13 protein-coding genes and 1 pseudogene are annotated in these 17,742 nt (G+C 73.6%); 6 read left to right on the top strand and 8 right to left on the bottom strand.

Going from position 1 to position 17,742, the window contains the following annotated elements:
• The first annotated feature begins 25 nt into the window (after positions 1-25).
• Positions 26-706, top strand: a complete 681-nt coding sequence (locus tag JT723_RS31185; protein WP_205048216.1) for an SDR family oxidoreductase — start codon at positions 26-28, stop codon at positions 704-706.
• Between the two features lie 29 nt (positions 707-735).
• On the opposite strand, the gene JT723_RS31180 is transcribed toward JT723_RS31185, so the two are convergent.
• A complete protein-coding gene (locus JT723_RS31180) occupies positions 736-1,335 on the bottom strand; it encodes a TetR/AcrR family transcriptional regulator (RefSeq protein ID WP_205048215.1) in 600 nt (199 codons plus the stop codon).
• A gap of 114 nt (positions 1,336-1,449) precedes the next feature.
• Between JT723_RS31180 and JT723_RS31175 the strand changes: the two genes are divergently transcribed.
• Positions 1,450-2,613: an epoxide hydrolase family protein gene (locus JT723_RS31175; RefSeq protein WP_205048214.1), complete on the top strand. Its 1,164-nt coding sequence runs from the start codon at positions 1,450-1,452 to the stop codon at positions 2,611-2,613.
• Between the two features lie 60 nt (positions 2,614-2,673).
• Positions 2,674-3,438 carry a transglutaminase domain-containing protein gene (locus JT723_RS35580; RefSeq protein WP_240166473.1) on the top strand — a complete coding sequence of 255 codons (765 nt, stop codon included), beginning with the start codon at positions 2,674-2,676 and terminating at the stop codon, positions 3,436-3,438.
• 140 nt (positions 3,439-3,578) lie between these two features.
• Here JT723_RS35580 and JT723_RS36525 read toward each other — a convergent pair whose 3' ends face one another.
• A complete protein-coding gene (locus tag JT723_RS36525; RefSeq protein WP_205048213.1) occupies positions 3,579-5,198 on the bottom strand; it encodes a carbohydrate binding domain-containing protein in 1,620 nt (539 codons plus the stop codon).
• A 354-nt stretch (positions 5,199-5,552) separates the two neighbouring features.
• On the opposite strand from JT723_RS36525, the gene JT723_RS31155 reads away from it, so the two are divergent.
• Positions 5,553-6,368 (top strand): methyltransferase domain-containing protein, encoded by an 816-nt coding sequence (locus tag JT723_RS31155; RefSeq protein WP_205048212.1) that lies wholly within the window; start codon positions 5,553-5,555, stop codon positions 6,366-6,368.
• A gap of 35 nt (positions 6,369-6,403) precedes the next feature.
• On the opposite strand, the gene JT723_RS31150 is transcribed toward JT723_RS31155, so the two are convergent.
• The 6 genes from JT723_RS31150 to JT723_RS31125 all read right to left on the bottom strand — a co-directional run bounded on the left by JT723_RS31150 (position 6,404) and on the right by JT723_RS31125 (position 15,924).
• Positions 6,404-11,188 carry an NACHT domain-containing protein gene (locus tag JT723_RS31150; protein WP_205048211.1) on the bottom strand — a complete coding sequence of 1,595 codons (4,785 nt, stop codon included), beginning with the start codon at positions 11,186-11,188 and terminating at the stop codon, positions 6,404-6,406.
• Positions 11,142-11,522, bottom strand: a complete 381-nt coding sequence (locus JT723_RS31145; protein ID WP_205048210.1) for a CU044_2847 family protein — start codon at positions 11,520-11,522, stop codon at positions 11,142-11,144. The genes JT723_RS31150 and JT723_RS31145 overlap by 47 nt, the downstream gene beginning before the upstream one ends.
• 76 nt (positions 11,523-11,598) lie before the next feature.
• A complete protein-coding gene (locus tag JT723_RS31140) occupies positions 11,599-13,017 on the bottom strand; it encodes an SMI1/KNR4 family protein (protein ID WP_205048209.1) in 1,419 nt (472 codons plus the stop codon).
• Positions 13,018-13,122: 105 nt separating this feature from the next.
• Positions 13,123-13,854, bottom strand: a complete 732-nt coding sequence (locus JT723_RS31135; protein ID WP_205048208.1) for a class I SAM-dependent methyltransferase — start codon at positions 13,852-13,854, stop codon at positions 13,123-13,125.
• A gap of 32 nt (positions 13,855-13,886) precedes the next feature.
• The gene (locus JT723_RS31130; protein ID WP_205048207.1) at positions 13,887-14,708 is read right to left on the bottom strand and encodes a slipin family protein; all 822 of its coding nucleotides are present in this window, start codon (positions 14,706-14,708) and stop codon (positions 13,887-13,889) included.
• 106 nt (positions 14,709-14,814) lie between these two features.
• Positions 14,815-15,924 (bottom strand): PP2C family protein-serine/threonine phosphatase, encoded by a 1,110-nt coding sequence (locus tag JT723_RS31125; RefSeq protein WP_251513123.1) that lies wholly within the window; start codon positions 15,922-15,924, stop codon positions 14,815-14,817.
• A 206-nt stretch (positions 15,925-16,130) separates the two neighbouring features.
• Here JT723_RS31125 and JT723_RS31120 point away from each other — a divergent pair, with 206 nt between their 5' ends.
• A complete protein-coding gene (locus JT723_RS31120) occupies positions 16,131-17,042 on the top strand; it encodes an aldo/keto reductase (protein ID WP_205048206.1) in 912 nt (303 codons plus the stop codon).
• A 388-nt stretch (positions 17,043-17,430) separates the two neighbouring features.
• A pseudogene (locus JT723_RS31115) lies at positions 17,431-17,742 on the top strand (discoidin domain-containing protein); the annotation flags it as partial.

Genomic DNA, 17,742 nt, shown 5'->3' with positions numbered 1-17,742 from the left:
GTATCGAATCTATACCGTCCACGTCATGAGCGAGAAACTGACAGACAAGCGCATCCTGGTGGTCGGCGGCGGCCGCGGCATCGGCGCCGAGATCGTGCGGCGCACCCGGCAGGCCGGCGCCGACGTCGTGGTCGCCGCACGGTCCGGCCCCGGCGTCCGGATCGACGTCACCGACGAGACCACCGTCGCGAGGGCCGCCGAATCGCTCGGCGCCTTCGACCACGTGATCTCCACCGCCTCCGCCCACCACGACGTGCCGGTGCCCGAGCTGGAACACGACAAGATCCAGGCCGCGTTCTCCGCCAAGGTCGTCGGCCCGCTGCTGCTGGCCAAGCACTTCTTCCCGCGGATGCCCGCACACGGGTCGTTCCTCTTCTTCTCCGGCATCGTGGGCTGGCGGCCCAAGCCGGGGACCGTCGTCAAAGGCACGTCGAACGCGGCCCTGGCAGCGCTGGTCACGCACCTGGCCGTCGAACTCGCGCCGGTGCGCGTCAACGCCGTCGCGCCCGGCGTCACCGACTCGGGCACCTGGGACCGGCTCCCGGACGAGCGCCGCCGCGCTTTGTACGACAGTGCCGCCGCGGCCTCCCTCGCCGGCAGGGTCGGGACGCTCGACGACGTCGCCGACACCGCCCTGTGGCTCCTGGGCGCGGGATGGGTGACGGGCGAGACGGTCCATGTCGACGGCGGCGCCCGGCACCGCTGATTCCGGCCGGAACGGTCAGCGGAGGCCCCTCACGGCTGCCCGTCCGCGAGGGCGGTGGCCCGCGCCTCGGGAACGCCGAGGAGGAGCAGGCTGGTGATCGTCGCCGCGCGGGCGCCGGGGGCTCCGCCGGCGAGGCCGTTGTCCGCGATGGAGAAGACGGTTGCGTAGGCGACCTGACTGAGGACGCCCGCGGGCAGATGCCGCCCGAAATCCCCGCGGTCCTGGCCTCGTTGCACCAGGCCGGCCAGGATCGTGTCGACCGGCTCCAGGAGGGTGTGGATCTCCTCGCCGTACTCGCCGCGCCGCAGCGCAAGCAGCACGCGGTAGCGGCGCATCAGCGGCCACATCCGGGCGACGAAGTCGACCCACACCGCTTCTGCGGCTCGCTCCGGCGCGTCGACCTCGGTGAGCACGGCCACGATCTCCCCCACGGCGCGTTGCGCGAGGGTCCGCACGAGGTCGGTGCGGGTGGGGAAGTGGCCGTAGACGGTGCGGCGGACCACGCCGGCGGATGAGGCGATGTCGCCCATGCCTGCGTCCGGGTTCCGCCCCAGGACATCGAGGGCGACGTCGAGGATGCGGTTGCGGGTCTCGTTCACGGAGCGCCCGCGGGCGGATTCTGTCTGCACGGTCCCATCATTGCACAGCGGTGTGCAATGGAGTAGGTTGCACAGCAGTGTGCAATGCACACTGCTGTGCAACAGTTCGCTGCATGGTGAAGCGAGTGCCCAGGAGACATGGCCATGACCGGATCGACGCCCGCACCCCCGCCCACCGTCCGCCCCTTCGCCGTCGCGATCCCCGGCTCCGAGATCGAGGACCTGAAACAGCGGCTGGCCAGGACTCGCTGGCCGGATCCGGAGACCGTCCGGGACTGGTCGCAAGGGGTCCGCCTGGAGCACGCCCGAGCGCTGATCGACCACTGGGAGCACGCATACGACTGGCGCCGCTTCGAGGCCGAACTCAACCGGCTCCCGCAGTTCCTGACGGAGATCGACGGGCTCGACATCCACTTCGTCCACGTGAAGTCCGCGAACCCGCAGGCGATGCCGCTCCTCCTGACGCACGGATGGCCGGGGTCGGTCGTCGAGTTCATGAAGCTGATCGGGCCGCTGACCGACCCCGTGGCGCACGGAGGAAATGCCGAGGACTCGTTCGACGTCGTCATCCCGTCGCTGCCCGGGTTCGGGTTCAGCCAGAAGCCGACCGGCACGGGGTGGAACGTCTCACGTGTCGCACGCGCGTGGGTCGAACTCATGCGGCGCCTCGGGTACGAGAACTGGGCCGCCCAGGGCGGCGACTGGGGCGCCGTCGTCACCAGTGCCCTTGCGGCGATGCGGCCCGAGGGCCTCCTCGGCATCCACCTGAACACCCCGTACGCCTTCCCGGCGCAGATACCCCAGACGCTCTCGGCCGAGGAGCGCCACGCCGTGGACACGCTCGCCCTCTACACGGGCGAACTCGGCGGATCCAACCACCTCCAGGGCACGAAGCCCGAGACCGTCGGATTCGCGCTGGCGGACTCCCCGGCCGGCCAGGCGGCCTGGATCTACGAGAAGTTCCAGTCCAAGACGGACAACGACGGCCTCGCCGAGGACGCCCTCAGCACCGACGACATGCTCGACGCCATATCGCTCCACTGGTTCACCAACAGTGCGGCGTCGTCCGCCCGCATCTACTGGGAGAACAAGTCGGCCGGCATGGCCGGCCCGAAACTGACCCTGCCCGTCGCCGTCACGGTGTTCCCACGCGACATCCCACGCCTGCCGCGAACCTGGATCGAAGACGCCTACCCCGCCCTGATCCACTACGGCGAGGCACCCAGGGGCGGCCACTTCGCGGCATTCGAACAGCCCGAGATCCTGACCGCCGAGATCCGCACCGGCCTGCGAAGCCTCCGCGGGTAGTCGGCTGACCTGGCACACCCTCATACTTGAACGTGTTCAAGTTCCTTGGGAGGGGTAGTCATGGTCAGTACGCTGCTGACGCCGCGACGGCGGGATCGACGGGGCCCGGCCGACGGGCGTCACGCGGACGGAGGGACGGGGGCAACCGGGATTCTCGACCGGGGGCATCCGCGGGTCCGGGGCGCCGTGCGCGATATCGGCGTCGGCAGCTTGGAAAACCGCGGGGCGGCGGCGCAGGTGGCGGCGCTGCGCCGGGCGCACCGGTGGATCTCCCGGGAGGTGCGGCCGGTGTACTCCGTGGTGGAGACGCGGCCGGTGTCCCAGGTCCTGCGGCTCGGGCGCGGGTCGTGCAGCCAGCGGATGGCCGTGCTGGAGACGGTCGCACGGGCATCAGGCGTTCCCACCCGCGTACGGGGACTCGTCGTGGACGGTTCCTTCTGGTACCCGCGCTTCCCCCGGCTGCGCCGACTGGTGCCCGCTCAGGTCGTCCTGGCCTGGCCGGAGTTCCACGTCGCTGACGACGAACTGATCGAGCTGCGTCGGGAGATCCACCGCCGCCCCGAACTAGCCGGCGAGGAGCGGGGGACGGCCGGGCTGGAGGTGGTGACCGGTGTCGGCGGGCACGGCATCCTCGCGGTGCTCGACGGTTCCGCGGACGGCCCGACAGTGGCGTACCGCGCGGACATGGACCTCGGCGTCGCGGACGCCGCGTCGGGGATGAACGGAGCGCCGCACACGCCCGACTTCGCCGCCGACGAGCGGGCGATCGGCCACGGCGTGCGCGCCATGGCCGCCCTGCTGACCGACCGCCTGGCACCCCGGTGACCCTCACGACGACGCTGGACCCGGCATGCCCACCCACCCGGGAGCCGGACTCCCAACGGTCCGCCGTCATTTGGTGGCGGCAGTTGACAGTCCGGACTCCACGCGGTGCCGCAGGGCGGCCTCGGCGGGTGGAGCGGGGGTCAGCGGCCCTGGAGGGACTTCACGTTGTCGCCGAAGGACCAGCCCTTCGAGCCGTCCCAGTTGACCGACCAGGTCATGAGGCCCTTGAGCGAGCCGCTGAAGGAGTTCCACGACTGGCTGACCAGACTGGGCGCCATGTAGCCGCCGCCCGCGCCGGGCTGGGCCGGCAGGCCGGGGACCTGCTTGTCGTAGGGGACCTTGATCGTGGTGCCCTGGACGACGAGGCCGTTGTTGAGGCAGCTGGTCTGAGCGGTGAAGCCCGCCACGGTGCCGGCCTCGTAGGAGTCGCCGGAGCAGCCGTACATGCTGCCGTTGTAGTACTGCATGTTGAGCCACCACAGCCGGCCGTTGTCGGCGTACTTCTTCACGATCGGCAGGTACGCACCCCAGATCGAGCCGTAGGTGACGCTGCCGCCGGTGACGTACGCGGTCTCGGGGGCCATCGTCAGGCCGAAGCCTGCGGGCATCTGCGACAGCACGCCGTCGATGATGCGCTCCAGGTTGGCCTGGGACGCGGACAGCGTGTTGATGTTGCCGCTGCCGGACAAGCCGGTCTCGATGTCGATGTCGATGCCGTCGAAGTTGTACTGCTTCAGGATCGGCACGACGGTCGCCACGAAGCGGTCGGCGACGGTGCTCGACGACAGGTCGATGCCGGCCGCCGCGCCGCCGATGGACATCAGGATCGTCGCGCCCGCGGCCTTGGCCTGGCACATCTCGGCGGGTGTGGCGACCTTGACGCCGCTGTCCATGCCGTCCTGCCACTCGACGGTGCCGTCGGAGAGGATGACGGGGAAGGCCGCGTTGATGACGTTGTAGCCGTGCTGGGCGATCCGGCTGTCGGTGATGGGGGTCCAGCCGAGGCCGGGGTGGACGCCGTTGGCGGCGCCGTCCCAGTTCTCCCAGTAGCCCTGCAGCACCTTGCCGGACGGCTTGGGCTTGGTCGCGCAGGTGGCTCCGGGCGGGGTGCTGGTGGGCGGGGTCGTGGTGGGAGGCGTCGTGGGCGGTGTCGTCGGGGGCGTGGTGGGGGGTGTCGTGGGCGGGGTGGTGGTGGGTGAGGTGGGCGGCGTGGTGCCGCTGCCGCCGGGGCCGGTGAGCGACACGTCGTCGGCGTAGTACGTGGGCTGCCCGTACCAGCCGTGCAGGTAGACCGTCACCGAGGTGGTGTTGGCGCCGGTGGTGAAGTTCAGGCTGAGCTGGGTGTACGAGGTGGCGCCCGGCGTCCAGGTGGACGGCTCGCTCGCGCCGCCGGTGCCGGTGGCGCCCAGGTAGACGTAGGAGCCCTGGACGTAGGCGCTGAGCGTGTACTGGGAGTTGGGCTGCACGCTGACGGTCTGGGCGCACTGGGCGTTGTCGGACCCGGCGGGGGTGGCCTTGAGCGCGGAGCTGCCGGAGTGCACGGGGCTGCCGACGGTGGAGCCGGAGCCGCCGGAGCAGGTCCAGCCGGACAGTCCGCTCTCGAAGCCGGCGTTGGCGACCAGGTTCGGGGTGGCGGCGCCGGCGGCGCCCGAGGTGGCCAGCGCGGCGGCGGAGCCGATGACGGCGGCGGCGCTCAGCCCGGCGACGGCCCGTTTCCTGAAGGCCGATCCGTGCTCGGCACGGCTCGTGCGACGGAACATGCGGTGCTCCCTTCTCGCCACGTGCCAGCGGCACCAGCAAGTCGTGGGGGGATGGTGCGCGGCGGTGGCCGGAGCGGGGGAAACGGCTCAGGTGACCGACCGGGATCGTAGGAGCGGCGGCAGGGCGCGTCAATAGGTCTGGACCAATGGGCAGCGTGGACGCCCCAACGGTTGCGGGCTCACGCGGCAGGAAGCCGCGGGCTCACTCGGCCGGGACCGGCTCCGTCCTGTGCACCGCCACCGGGCCCGGCGGCACCAGCAATTCGCTCGGCTGCCTGCGCGTGGCCCGCCCGGAGATCCAGTGCTGTGACCGCACGAATTCACCGGCTTGGTCGGCCCGTCTAGCGTGCTCCCATGAACGATCACGGTATTGCTCACGGTTTCACGTCGGTGGACACGCAGCCCCGGCCCGCTGAGTGGGTTCAGGTCTTGGACCGGCTGAGCGCGGAGCCGTTCTACGCCGCTTACAAGCAGCGGTTGCAGGACTTCCTGCGTGCCGAGCCCGACGGGTTGTTCCTTGAGGTCGGAGCGGGCACCGGGGATGCCGCCGTGGCCCTGCGCTCGGGCCGTGGGGCCAGGGTCGTCGCGGTCGACAGCTCCTCGACGATGATCGCGCAGGTACGGGACCGAGGACTGCCACAGGCCGCTGTCGCGGACGGGCACCGGCTGCCGTTCGCAGCGGGTGTGTTCGACGGCGCCTGGGCGGACCGGGTCCTGCAGCACGTCGTCGAACCGGCCCGGGTGCTGGACGAGTTGCTGCGGGTGGTCCGCCCTGGCGGCCGGATTGCCTTGGCAGACCCGGACTACGACACTCAGGTACTCGACATCGACGACCAGGAGCTCGCCCGCCGGGTGCTGCGCTTCAGGGCGGACGTGGCCCTGCGCAACGGCACGCTGGCCCACCGGCATGCCGGATTGCTCGCCGCCCGCGGCATCTACGACATCACGGTGGAAGCTCGGACTCTGGTCGTGCGCGACCCGTCGGCGGCCGACAATGTCATGGGCCTGCGCACCTGGGCGCACACCGCCGCAGCGCGGGGCTGCCTCGGCCCTGTGGACGCGGACCGGTACGTGGCTCAGTTCGACGATGCCGTGCACGCAGGTCGCTTCACTTACGCCGTCACGTTTTTCCTGACTGCGGGCACGCTGCCCTTGTCCACCAACCGGTGACCCTATGCGGTCACAGCACTGGCCGTGCCGGGTGCTCAGCTGGCCGGCCAGCTCGGCGGGCGGAGCGCACCCGGGGGCTGGATGCCGTCGGCGGTGAAGTCGAGGGCGAAGGACGCCCAGGCGCGGGTCGGCGGGTCCAGGCTCTGGTCGGCGGCCAGGCGGGCGAGCACCGCGCGGGTCTGCGGGCCGCACTCCCGGTCGGTCATGAGCAGGAGGGTGGCGGCCTTGTAGCGGACCGGGCCGGGCAGGTCCTGGTCGGTGCACAGGTGCTGCAGGACGGCGCGGGCGGTCGTGAGGTTGCCCGCGGCGGCCAGGTCGCGGGCGACCTGGAGGGCGGCCTGCGGCGGTATCGCACGGCTGGTCAGCAGGTCCTCGACGGTGCGGCCCGCGACCTGACGGCGGTCCGGCTGGTGGCTGAGCAGCGCGCGGGCCGCGTTCAGGCGCACCAGCGGGTCACCTCCGGGGTCGCGGGCCATCGCGGACAGCAGGCGGGAGGCCCGGTCGGCGCTGAGCCAGCCGAGTCCGTACAGGTCGGCGGCCAGCGGTACGCGTGCGGGGCCGGTGGCGGCGCGTACCTGCCGCTCCCACACGGCGGTCACGGCGCGGTGGAAGTCCGGACCCCAGGCGGACAGGCGCTCCAGGCGCGCCATGCGGACCGCGGCGGCCTCCGCGGCTTCCGCGTGGGTGTCCGCCAGGCCGCCGAGCACCCGGCGGCGCACCTGCGGGCCGAGGTCGGCGAGCAGCGCCAGCGTCTCCTCCCTGAGCGTGGCGTGCAGCTGCGTCTGCCGGAGCAGCCCGAAGCCCAGATCCGCGGCCTTCGCCACGCCCTGCGGGTCGATGCCGCACAGCACGCGGGCCAGATGCAGCCGGTCGGCTGCGGGCGGGTCGGCAGCGACGAGTTCCGCGAGCACGCGGTGCGCGGTGGGGCGGCTCCCCGGGAGGCCGGCGAGCAGGCGTGCGGCCTCCCGCCGGACGTGCGGCGGGGCGGTGGCGTCCTGCGCCAGGCGGGCCAGGTGCTCCGCGGCGGTGTCGGGGGCGTGCGGGACCAGGGTCTCGGCGACGGTCAGCACGTCCTCGGGGGCGGTCACCGCGTCGGCGGCGTCCCGCAGGAGTTCGACGGCGGCCGGCGCACACCCGGGCTGGCGCACCAGCACCCGCAGCGCGGCGCACCACGGCCCGGTGCCGTAGGGGAATCCCGGCAGCTGGGCGGCGAGGACCTCCAGGCCGTCGGCTGCGTGGTCCTCGCCGATGCGCAGCAGCGCCCGCACCGCCGTGTCGGGCTGCCGGTCGGCGGACAGGATGTATGCGACCAGGTCGCTCTCCACCTGTCGCGCGGCGCGGAAGGAGGACGTCCACCTGGCGGCGTTCAGCCCGCTGTACAGGGCGTCGAGCATCGGTTCCACGGCCCACGCCCCGAAGGGGGCGGGTGCGGCCCGCATCGCGCCGGTGAACACGTCGAGCAGTGGCGCCGGGTCGGTGAAGCTGAGGTGGACGACCCGCGCCAGGACGGCGCAGGCCAGGCGGGTGCTCGGTCCGCCGCCGTGCATCAGGGCGCCTGCCACGGCCACGGCCAGCGGACGGCCGCTCTGCGCGACGATGCCGACCGGGTCGTCGGGGAGGTCCGCGGCGGTCAGCACGGCGAGGCCCGGTTGCGCGGACAGCCACCTGCCCAGCGCCTCCCACTCGTCGCGGGTGAGGCCGGGCCCTTGCGGGCCGTGCGGATTCCCGGGCGCGGGACGCGCCCCGCCGGTAGGGGCGGCCGCGTCACGGCGGGCCTGCGCGGCCGCATGGCTGCTCGGGGCGCTCGCGGCCCGCAGGGCGGCCCTGACGACCGTGCCCGTAGCGGCGGGGGACGCGTCCGGGGGCAGGCCCAGCTCGGCCCCCAGCGGGTAGGGCAGTCCTGTGGGGCGGGGCGCCTCGTCCAGGTCGGCGGCTTCCTCGGGCTCCTCGTCCAGGTCGGCGGCCTCGTCGTCCGCCGTGTACAGCGGGGCCGTACCGAAGAGGATCTCGTCCCAGCTGGGGACGCGTCGGCGCCTGCGGCGGGCGCGAGGGGGAGCCGGCGGCTCGGACGTGGCCGGCTCGTCCCGGCCGGCCGGCCCGGGGGCGCGCGGCGGCGCCGCCAGGTCGAAGAGCAGGGACCGCTCCCCCGCGCGTTCCTCCGCGGATGTCCCGCCGGCCGCCGCACCCTCGGCCGCGGCGGCGTCGATCTCCCGCACCAGGCGTGCCGCCCGCTCCCGCTGCTCCGCCGGTACCCAGTGCCGCTCCTCGGTCATGCGGTCCAGGCCCGCCCTGGCCGCGGCCCGGTGCTCCCCGCCGAGGTCCATGAGCATTTCGGCGGCGCGTACGCGCTGCGCCCCGGTGAGCCCGCGTTCACCGACCACGGCGGTGAGGGCGGCGGTCGCGGTGGCCGCGCGCTCGCCGTTGCGGAGCAGCGCGCGGATCGCCGCGTCGCGCACCTGGAGGGTGAAGCGGTCCGGGTCGAGCAGGGTCTCCAGGACGTCGAGGACGGGCGCGGGCGCGAGCCGCACGGTGTCCAGGGCGCGGACGAGTACGGCCTCGTGCCGCCGGGGCTGCACGCCGTTCACGGCGTGGCCGCTGTACGCCCAGTAGGCGAACGACTCGGCGAGCGCCGTGTGGTGGGCGGGCCGGCTGGGCACTCCCTCGAAGACCAGCCGGGCGCCGAGTTCGCGCGCCTTGTGGTTGCCGGCGAGCAGCCAGTCCAGCAGGCCGTCGGCGTCGGCCAGCAGCGCCCGGTGCACGAGCGCGTCGCGATCCGTGGGCGACCCTTCCATCGCGTGCCGCAGGGCGTCCCACCACGGCGGCGCGTCCGGGTCGAAGCGGGCAGGCAGCTTGCGGGCCTCTGCCGCCGCGGCCAGGTGCTCGGCGAAGCTGCGGTGCACGAAGCCGAGCCCAGCGCCGTCATGGGCGACCAGGCCGGTCGAGGTGAGGACGGCGGTGACGGTCTCGGCCCAGTCGGTGGGCAGCGGATACGGCTGTGTGCCCGTCGCGCGCAGCCGCTTCAGGGCAGCCGGGAGCAGGTCGGCTCCCTCCAGCCAGGCCGTCGCGACATGCTCCAGCAGGTCGATGCGCCCGGTCGCGAGGCGTTCGGCCAGCTGCTCTCCCCCGGCTACGGCGGCGAGCCTGCCGCGCAGGTCGAAGGTGGCAGGAGCCGTCCGCGACTCGTACAGGTGCGCCACGAACCGCTGGTACATGCCGAAGGCGGTGCTGGGCAGCGCCTGGCCTGCCGCCTCCTCGAAGACCACCGCCGCCACCGTGGCCAGCAGCGGGACGGAGACGAGGTCGGCGAGGCGCGCGGCGGCGATCCTGGCGATGAAGGAGTCGGCCAGGTGGGCGTCGCGGAACCAGCGGTGGGCGAACTGCCGGCGCTGTTCGCGCTCGAAGGGTTCGACGGCGCAGTGCAGCAGGTCGGTGCGGGACTGCCAGCGTTCGCGCTCCCTGGGCGGCAGCGGACGGGTCGTCACCAGCACCTGGTGGCCGCTGCCGGTGTCGAGGAAGGCATGCAGCCGGTCGGTCAGCTCCGCGCGCTCGTGCGGGTCCGACACCTCGTCGAGGCCGTCGACGATCACCAGCCAGGCGGTGCCGGCCGCCGGATACGGCGGAACGCACAGCCCCGCGCCGATGTCGGCCTGGGTGCGGGCCAGCGCGGTCCTGCGGGCGAGCGCGGAGACACCGGCCGTCAGGTCCACCTCGGGCCTGGCGGCCAGGTCCCTGGCCGCCACCCTGACGGGGACCAGCACGCTCGGCCGGTCGCCGCCGGGGGCGCCGGGCAGGACGACGGGCGCCGCCGACAGCTGGAGCGACAGGGTGGACTTGCCGGAGCCCGGCGGCCCTGTGACCAGCACATGCCGGTGGTGGACCAGGAACTCCTCGACGGTGGTGGGCGGCCGGTGGTCCTGCCCGCCGCCGTCCTCCGCCCCCGGTTCCGGCAGCCGGGCCTCGACGGGGGCCGGCTCGGCGCCCGCGACCTGCTGGCGTACGTATACCTGGGTGAGGTCGTCGCGGTGCAGGCCGACCGAGCGGTAGGGGAAGGTGCGGGCGGCCTGCCGCTGCGCCGCCAGCAGCGTGACCAGCCGCGGGTCGAGCATCTCGCCCGCGGCCTGGCCGTCGGCGAGCCTGCGCAGCAGGACGTCGCCGCGGACGGCGTAGCACTGGCGGGCGGGGGTCGCGGTGGTCGTCGCGCTGAAAGCGGTGTGCTCGTGGGCGCTGACGACCAGGCCGACCACCGCCTGCCGGCGCCGGTCCCACAGCGGCCCGCCGCTGTATCCGGGCTGCACCGCGAAACCGGTCGGCGGCGCCTGGAGCACCAGCCATTCGCCCGCCGTCCCGTTGACGCGCAGCGGTACGACGGTGCGGGGGTCGCCGTTGCCCCGCCAGGCCCACAGCCGGTCGCCCAGCTCCGGCACCGCGAGCGGCACGGCCCGCAGGCCCTCGGGGAGCGCTTCTGCCGCGTCGAGTACGGCCACGTCGCCCGTCCAGCGGCCCGGCACGTCGCCCGCCGGCTGCGGCGGCCACCACCGTGTGACGCGGGCGGCGGCCCGCATGCCGGGCAGCGCGGGGAAGGACAGGCCGACGTGGGCGCCCTGCGGCGGGAGTTCGGTGAGCCCGTCCCGGCCGAGGGCGAGGCTGACGACATGGGCGCAGGTCAGCAGGACCGGGGCGGTGCCCGGCGGTCCCGGCCGCACGTACACCCCGCCGCCGGCGACCTGGCCGGTCGGGGTGTGGACGGTGACCAGGGCCGAGCGCAGCCGGTCGTCAGCCTCCAGCACCGTCGTCGCCCGCGCCCGCCTGCGGGGTCTCACCCCGCCAGGTCGCCGTGACGGTGAAGGTCGCCTCCATCGAGCCCACCACGGCCAGTTTCAGCCCCGAGGTGAACTGCACCCCGAACTGCACGGACAGCTCGTCCGGTGCGTCCTGCATCCGCCGGGCCTGGCCGCGTATCCCTTCGAGCACCGGCACCAGCGGGGCGAACGCACGCTCCAGCTCACGCCCCACCCGCCGGACCGCACCGCTGCCGACGCCCACGGGACCGACCGCGGTGTCGCCCTCCCATTCCCCGGCGCCGTCTCCCGGCCCCGGCGACACCCGCACCAGCACCGACGTCCCGTCGTCGAAGGTGAAGTCCACGAAGCGCACGAATCCCCCTGTCGTCCCCGGCTACCGCAGAGCGTAGGACCCCGCCCCGGCCCCCGTCCGCGGAACGGGTCCGACGTCACCGGGTTCGTGCCCGCCGCCCGCCGCTTCCGGCGGGCGGGGCCGCGCCGAGGTGGCCCGTGACGGTGGTGCGGGGGATCGGCGGGCGGTGCCACAGGGCGAGGATCTCGTTGACGAGGTCCACCACCGGGAGGACCTGGCGGGCGCCGTGGATGTGGACGGACGCGGCGGCGAGGGTGCGGGGGACGGCGTTGGCGTCGAGCAGGGCGCGCCAGTCCTCAGGGGCGATCTCCAGGTACTCAAGGCCCGTCAGCCGGGCGATCTCCAGGGGGTCGGCGAGGGCGCCGGGGTGGGCGGCCAGGGTGCGCAGGCGGGGCAGGGCGGTGACGGGGGCGAGGCTGAGGGGCGGGCCGTTCCGTGCGCCGATGCGGAGCACTTCGAGGTCGGGGTGGGCTGCCGCCTCGACGTCCGGCAGGCCGCGGGTGCGGACCTCGGCGACCGCGGGGGCCTGGCCGGCCGGGGACTCGTACGGTTCGTACTCGTCGGTGCGCGCCTTGACCACGAGGTCGGTGAGCGAGTCGGCGAGCAGGCAGGCGCCGGTGTCCTGCTGGTGCGGGATGACGACGATCTGGCCGAGGTGCCCGCCCGGCCCGGGCGTCAGGTCGACGGCGAGCCGGTCGCCCGCGCCGTTGTCGGCGAAGGCGATCCAGCCGGGCGAGCCCACCAGTGCCTGCACGGCGGCGCCCGGCGCCTGGGTCAGCGCAGCGGTGGCGGCGGACTCCCACCGGAAGGGGCGGGACGCCGCGTCGGCGACGTGCAGCTCGTCCAGCGGGAGGACCTCGCAGCCGACCGCGTCCGCCGCACGGCCGGCCGCCGCGTACTCCGGCCAGTCCTCTGCCCTGCCCCGGGTGACCCGGTAGAGCGCCGCCAGCTCTTCGGGGAAGGGTACTCCGAGGCGGGCCTGCGCTGCGGCGATCTCCGCGTCTGTGGCGCCGACGGCGCCCGGGAGCCGTTCGCGCAGCGTCCGTTCGAGCAGGACGGGATCGGCAGAGGCGGCCGGTGCGGCGCCGGGGACCGGTGCGGGCAGCCGGTGCCAGGGCGCGGGGGCCGCGCCCTCCACGAGGATCATCGCCCCGGGGTGCGGCCCGCTCAGGGCGGGCTGGACGGCAGGGCTGGGGCCGAGCAGGTGGAGCACCGCCGCCCCGTCCGGCGAGATGGCGGCGGTGAAGGCCAGGTGGTCGGTGCCCGACGCGGTCAGCGCGTCGACGACCAGGTCCGCCGCGTCGAACTCGGGCATGTCGGAGATCAGCAGCGCCTGCCCGGGCCGCGGTGCCCGCGGGCGGGTGGGAAGGCTCCAGCCGCCCCGCCCGATCAGCCCCGACACCTCTCCCCCGGGCACCGCGAGGCGCTCGGCGTTGTCGGCCCGCAGGATCCGCAGCAGCGGCCCCCAGGTGGCGAAGTCGTACAGCGACGGCAACGGCGGCCTCCGGCGGCTCGGCTTGCGGGGCGTCCAGAGCGCCCTGGACCCGCCACGATTATCACAGAGCGCAACCGCCGGACGGGGCAGCGGTCTGACCGCCCGTCACTCCCGCGGCCGTTGCGCCACCATGACGAACTCCCGGCCCGGCCGGTCGGGCGCGTCCCGCACCTCCCGTACGGCGAAGCCGTGTTCCGCCAGGTCCGCCTCGATCTCCGTGCGCTCGCGGAAGCGCAGGGTCGAGTCGGAGGTCAGGGTCTGCCCGTCGGCGCCGAAGACGAAGGTCGCCCGGAAGGTGACCAGCGGCAGGGTGACGTCGAGCAGGTCGTACCAGGTGCGAACCTCGCCGACGCCCGGTATGTGCGTGACGCGCTCGGAGGCCGCGCGATTCCACTCCTCCCAGGCGCGCCGTGCGGGGTCGCGGGTCTCGAAGACCAGGTGGCCGCCGGGCCGCAGCGCCCGGTGGGCGCCTTGCAGGGTCTGCTGCCACATGCCGGGGTCGGTGATGGCCTGGGCGACATTGCCGGTCATGGTGGCGAGGTCGGCCCGCAGCGGCGGCAGTGCGGTGGCGTCCCCGCAGATCCAGCGCACACGCTCGGCGCCCGGCTTGGCCTGTGCCACCTCGATCGAGGCGCGGGCCGGGTCGAGGCCGGTGACGTCGATGCCGCGGCCGGCCAGCAGCAGGGCGAAGGTGCCGGTGCCGCAGCCGATGTCCAGGACCCGCCGGGCGCCCAGCTCGCCGGCGAGCGCGAGGTAGGCGTCCAGGTCGCTGCGGTCGGGGTCGAGGGGGTCGTAGAGGGGAGCGAGCCGCTGGTGTGCGAAGGCCTCGTCTGCCATGGGGCCGACGCTACAAGCGCGGGCGCCCCCGGTCACTCCCCCGGGTTGATCTGCGGCGGGGTGTCGGGGTCCGGGGGTTCGACGGCCGGGGTGTCCGCCGCCGGGTCGATCCTCGGCAGCGGGGTGTCGGACCCCGGGTTGCCCTGGGCCTCCACGAACTGGGTGACGGCCCGGGCGCTGTCCAGGAGCTGCGCGGGGAAGACGATGGTGCTGTTCTTCTCCGCCGCGATCTCGGCGAGGATCTGCAGGTTGCGCAGCTGGAGGGCGACCGGGTGGTCGGCGATGACGTCGGCCGCCTCGGCGAGCCGCCCGGCGCTGAGCGCCTCGCCCTCTGCCGCGATGATCTTCGCCCGCTTCTCGCGCTCGGCCTCGGCCTGCCGGGCCATCGCCCGCTGCATGCTCGTGGGCAGCTCGATGTCCTTGAGCTCGACGAGGAAGACCTGCACACCCCACTGCTGGGTGATGTTGTCGAGGATCTCCCGGATGGCCAGGTTCAGCGTCTGGGTGTCGGTGAGCACCTGGTCGAGCAGCGAGCGGCCGACGATGTTGCGGACCGTGGTCTGCGCGATCTGGCCGACGGCCTGGGCGACGTTCTCGATCTCCACGATCGCCTTGACCGCGTCCACCCGGCGGAAGTACGCCACCGCCGCCACGCCGATCGACACGTTGTCCTGGGTGATCACCTGCTGTGACGGTACGGGCATGGTGACCGTCCGCAGGCTGACCTTCCACATGCGGTCGGAGAAGGGGATCATGAAGTGGATGCCCGGTCTGCGGATGCCGCGCAGCCGGCCGAGCCGGAACACGACCCCTCGCTCGTACTGCCGCACGATGGCGATTCCCATGTTCGGCATACGCCCGCCTCCCGAAAGCTGACTCCCGAAACCGGCTCACTTCCAGCATCCCTCGCCTGCCGCCGCCCCGCGCGGACACCGCCAGGGGCGGGCGGCGGCCCTGCCGTCAGGCCTGCTGGTCGCCCGCGGGCTCGACGCGTACGACCAGCGCCGCGATGTCGTCGTCCAGGCCGCCGCCGCTGAAGCGCAGCAGCTGCTCGTGCAGCTCGTCGAGCAGCCGGCGCGGCGGGGCCGCGCCCTGCCGGCCCAGCCAGGCCACCAGCGGGAAGAAGGAGCCCGAGCGGTTGCGGGTCTCGGTGACGCCGTCGGTGTAGAGCAGCAGCCGGTCGCCGGGGGCGAGCGGCACGGTGTCGACGGTGTAGTCGCCGCCGATCAGCCCGGCCATGTTCAGCGGCGGTGACGGTGCGGACGGTTCGAGGGCGCGGACGTCCGTGCCGCGCATCAGGATCGGCGGCGGGTGGCCGCAGTTGAGGACGGTCGCCTCGCCGCCGCCGTGCGGGATCTGGGCGAGTACGGCGGTGGCGAACCGCTCGGCGGACTCCGAGGTGGGGAAGGTGGCGCTGTAGCGGCCCATGCTGGTGTCCATCCGCCGGGCGAGCGCCGCCAGGTCGGGTTCGTCGTAGGCGGCCTCGCGGAAGGAGTTGACCACCGCGCCTGCCGCGCCGACCGCGGCGAGGCCCTTGCCGCGCACGTCGCCGATCATCACCCGCAGGCCGTGCCGGGTGTCGACGGCCTCGTAGAGGTCGCCGCCGATCCTGGCCTGCGCGGCGGCGGCCACGTACAGCGTCTCGATGGCGACACCGCAGATCCGCTGCGGCAGCGGTCGCAGCACCACCGACTGGGCGGCCTCGGCGACCGAGCGGACGTCGTACAGGGCGCGCTCGCGCTGCAGCCTGATGTGGCTGGCGTAGCCGGCGCAGGCGGTGACGGCGGCGAGGGCGCCGCCGGTGAACCAGGTGGCGGACTGGTGGTAGAGCACCTCGATGGTGACGACCACGACCAGGGCGAGCAGCCCGAGGCCCACGGTGGCGCTGACCGACCACATCGAGGCGGCCAGTGCGGGGGCGGCGGGCAGCAGCCGGCTGACGGCGAAGTCCCTGGGCGTGGCGAGGGCCACAGCGCCGACCACCACGGTCAGCACGATCGGCGCCATCGGGGCGCGGCCGCTCCGGCGGGGGGCCGGGCGGCGGCGCCTGAGCTGCTCGGTCGTCGTCACATCGCCGAGCGTATCGGGGCGAACCGGAAATACCGCGCTGCCGCCGACGAGGGGCCGACCGCGCCCCCGGCTACTGGATCCAACTCCCGGCAGGGCCTGATCGTTCCCGTTTCCGCTGTGACAATTGCCTGTCCAGCGGGGCATTCCCGGCGCGGCGGCCGGTGGGCGATACTCCGGTCTCCGCTACGAGAGGAAATCGATCATCCATGGCCTCACGGACCATCACCGCCGCGGCTTCCGGCAGCCGGCAGCTCGGCGATCTGACGGTGCACCGTATCGGCTTCGGCGCCATGCGCCTGACGGGCAGTGCCGCCTTCGACCTGGGTGTGCCCAGCGACCGCGAACGCTCGATCGCGGTGCTGCGCCGCGCCGTCGAACTGGGCGTCAACCACATCGACACCGCCGCCTTCTACTTCTCCTCGCTCCGCTCGGCGAACGAGCTGATCGGCCGGGCGCTCGCGCCCTACCCGGACGACCTGGTCATCGCCACCAAGGTCGGCCCGGGCCGCGACCCGTCGGGGCAGTGGCTGCCGCTGGCCAGGCCCGACCAGCTGCGCGGCCAGGTCGAGGAGAACCTGCGGCAGCTCGGCCGCGACCACCTGGACCTGGTCAACCTGCGGGTCCTGCCCTCGGTGGAGGTCGCCGAGCACTTCGGCGCACTGGCCGAGCTGCAGGCCGCCGGGCTGATCCGCCATCTGGGGGTCTCCAACGTCACCAGTGCGCAGCTCGCCGACGCCCGCGCGGTGGCGACCGTGGTGTGCGTGCAGAACCTCTTCGGCCTCGACGACCGCTCGCGCAGCGCGGACGTACTGCGGGAGTGCGGTGAACTGGGCATCGCCTTCGTGCCCTTCTACTCCATCGCGGGCAAGGGCAGGGAGAGCGGGGCGGGCGCGGACAGCAGCGAGCAGGTCGCGTCGGTCGCCCGCGCGCACGGGGTGTCGGCAGCGCAGGTCAGGCTGGCCTGGACGCTCCAGCAGGGGCCGCACGTGCTGGCCATTCCCGGCACCGGCGACCCGGACCACCTGGTGGAGAACGTGGCCGCTGGAGCACTGCGGCTCACCGGGCAGGACATGGCACTGCTGAACGCGGCGGGGCCCGTGGCGTCCGACAAGTCGTGAATGAACTCATCCGATCTTTTGCCGTTATTGCAGAGGGTGCAATGGCGGTATCGGTCTCGTGAATGCTGCGCTTTGCGGACAATTCGCGTGTCTGGTCTGGACCCTTGACGGGATGTTTGTTTCAGCAGTTGAATCCCTGCGTACCTGAAACCGCGCTTTCGGAAGTGCTCAGCGTGGTGCGTGTCATGGGACTGCGCGCACCTCCCCCCACCGCAAGTCAGCCCGAAACAAGCGGATTCCACCGCGGCCGTGGCGCACCGCGCCACGGCCGCGCGCGGGGCACTGGGTTCACCTGTTGAAGTTGAAGCTTGAAGCAGCAGGTTTCCGTGCGCTCAGTCCACCGTCGCGCCCGGCCGACCGCGCCGAGCGCCGCCGTTCGGAGACAGCCATGTCAGTTACGCGTCGTACGTTCATCGGCACCGCAGCGGGCACTGCCGCCGCCGCGGCCCTCGGCACCCTGGGCACCGCCGCCACAGCGTCCGCGGCCAGCGGGCCGGGGGACGTGGTCGGCAAGGTCACCGTCGGATACCAGGGCTGGTTCGCCTGCATCGGCGACGGCGCCCCCATCAACACCTGGTGGCACTGGAGCGCCAACGGCGGCCAGCCGCCGTCGCCGTCGAACACCGGGATCGTGGCCTGGCCGGACGTGCGCGAGTACACCAGGACGTACCAGACCGGCTACGCGGCGCTCGGCAACGGA

It is taken from the genome of Actinacidiphila bryophytorum (assembly GCF_016916835.1).
Taxonomy (GTDB): Bacteria; Actinomycetota; Actinomycetes; order Streptomycetales; family Streptomycetaceae; genus Actinacidiphila; species Actinacidiphila bryophytorum.
The sequence above is the reverse complement of the archived record's forward strand: the minus strand, read 5'-3'. Positions and strand labels throughout refer to the sequence as shown.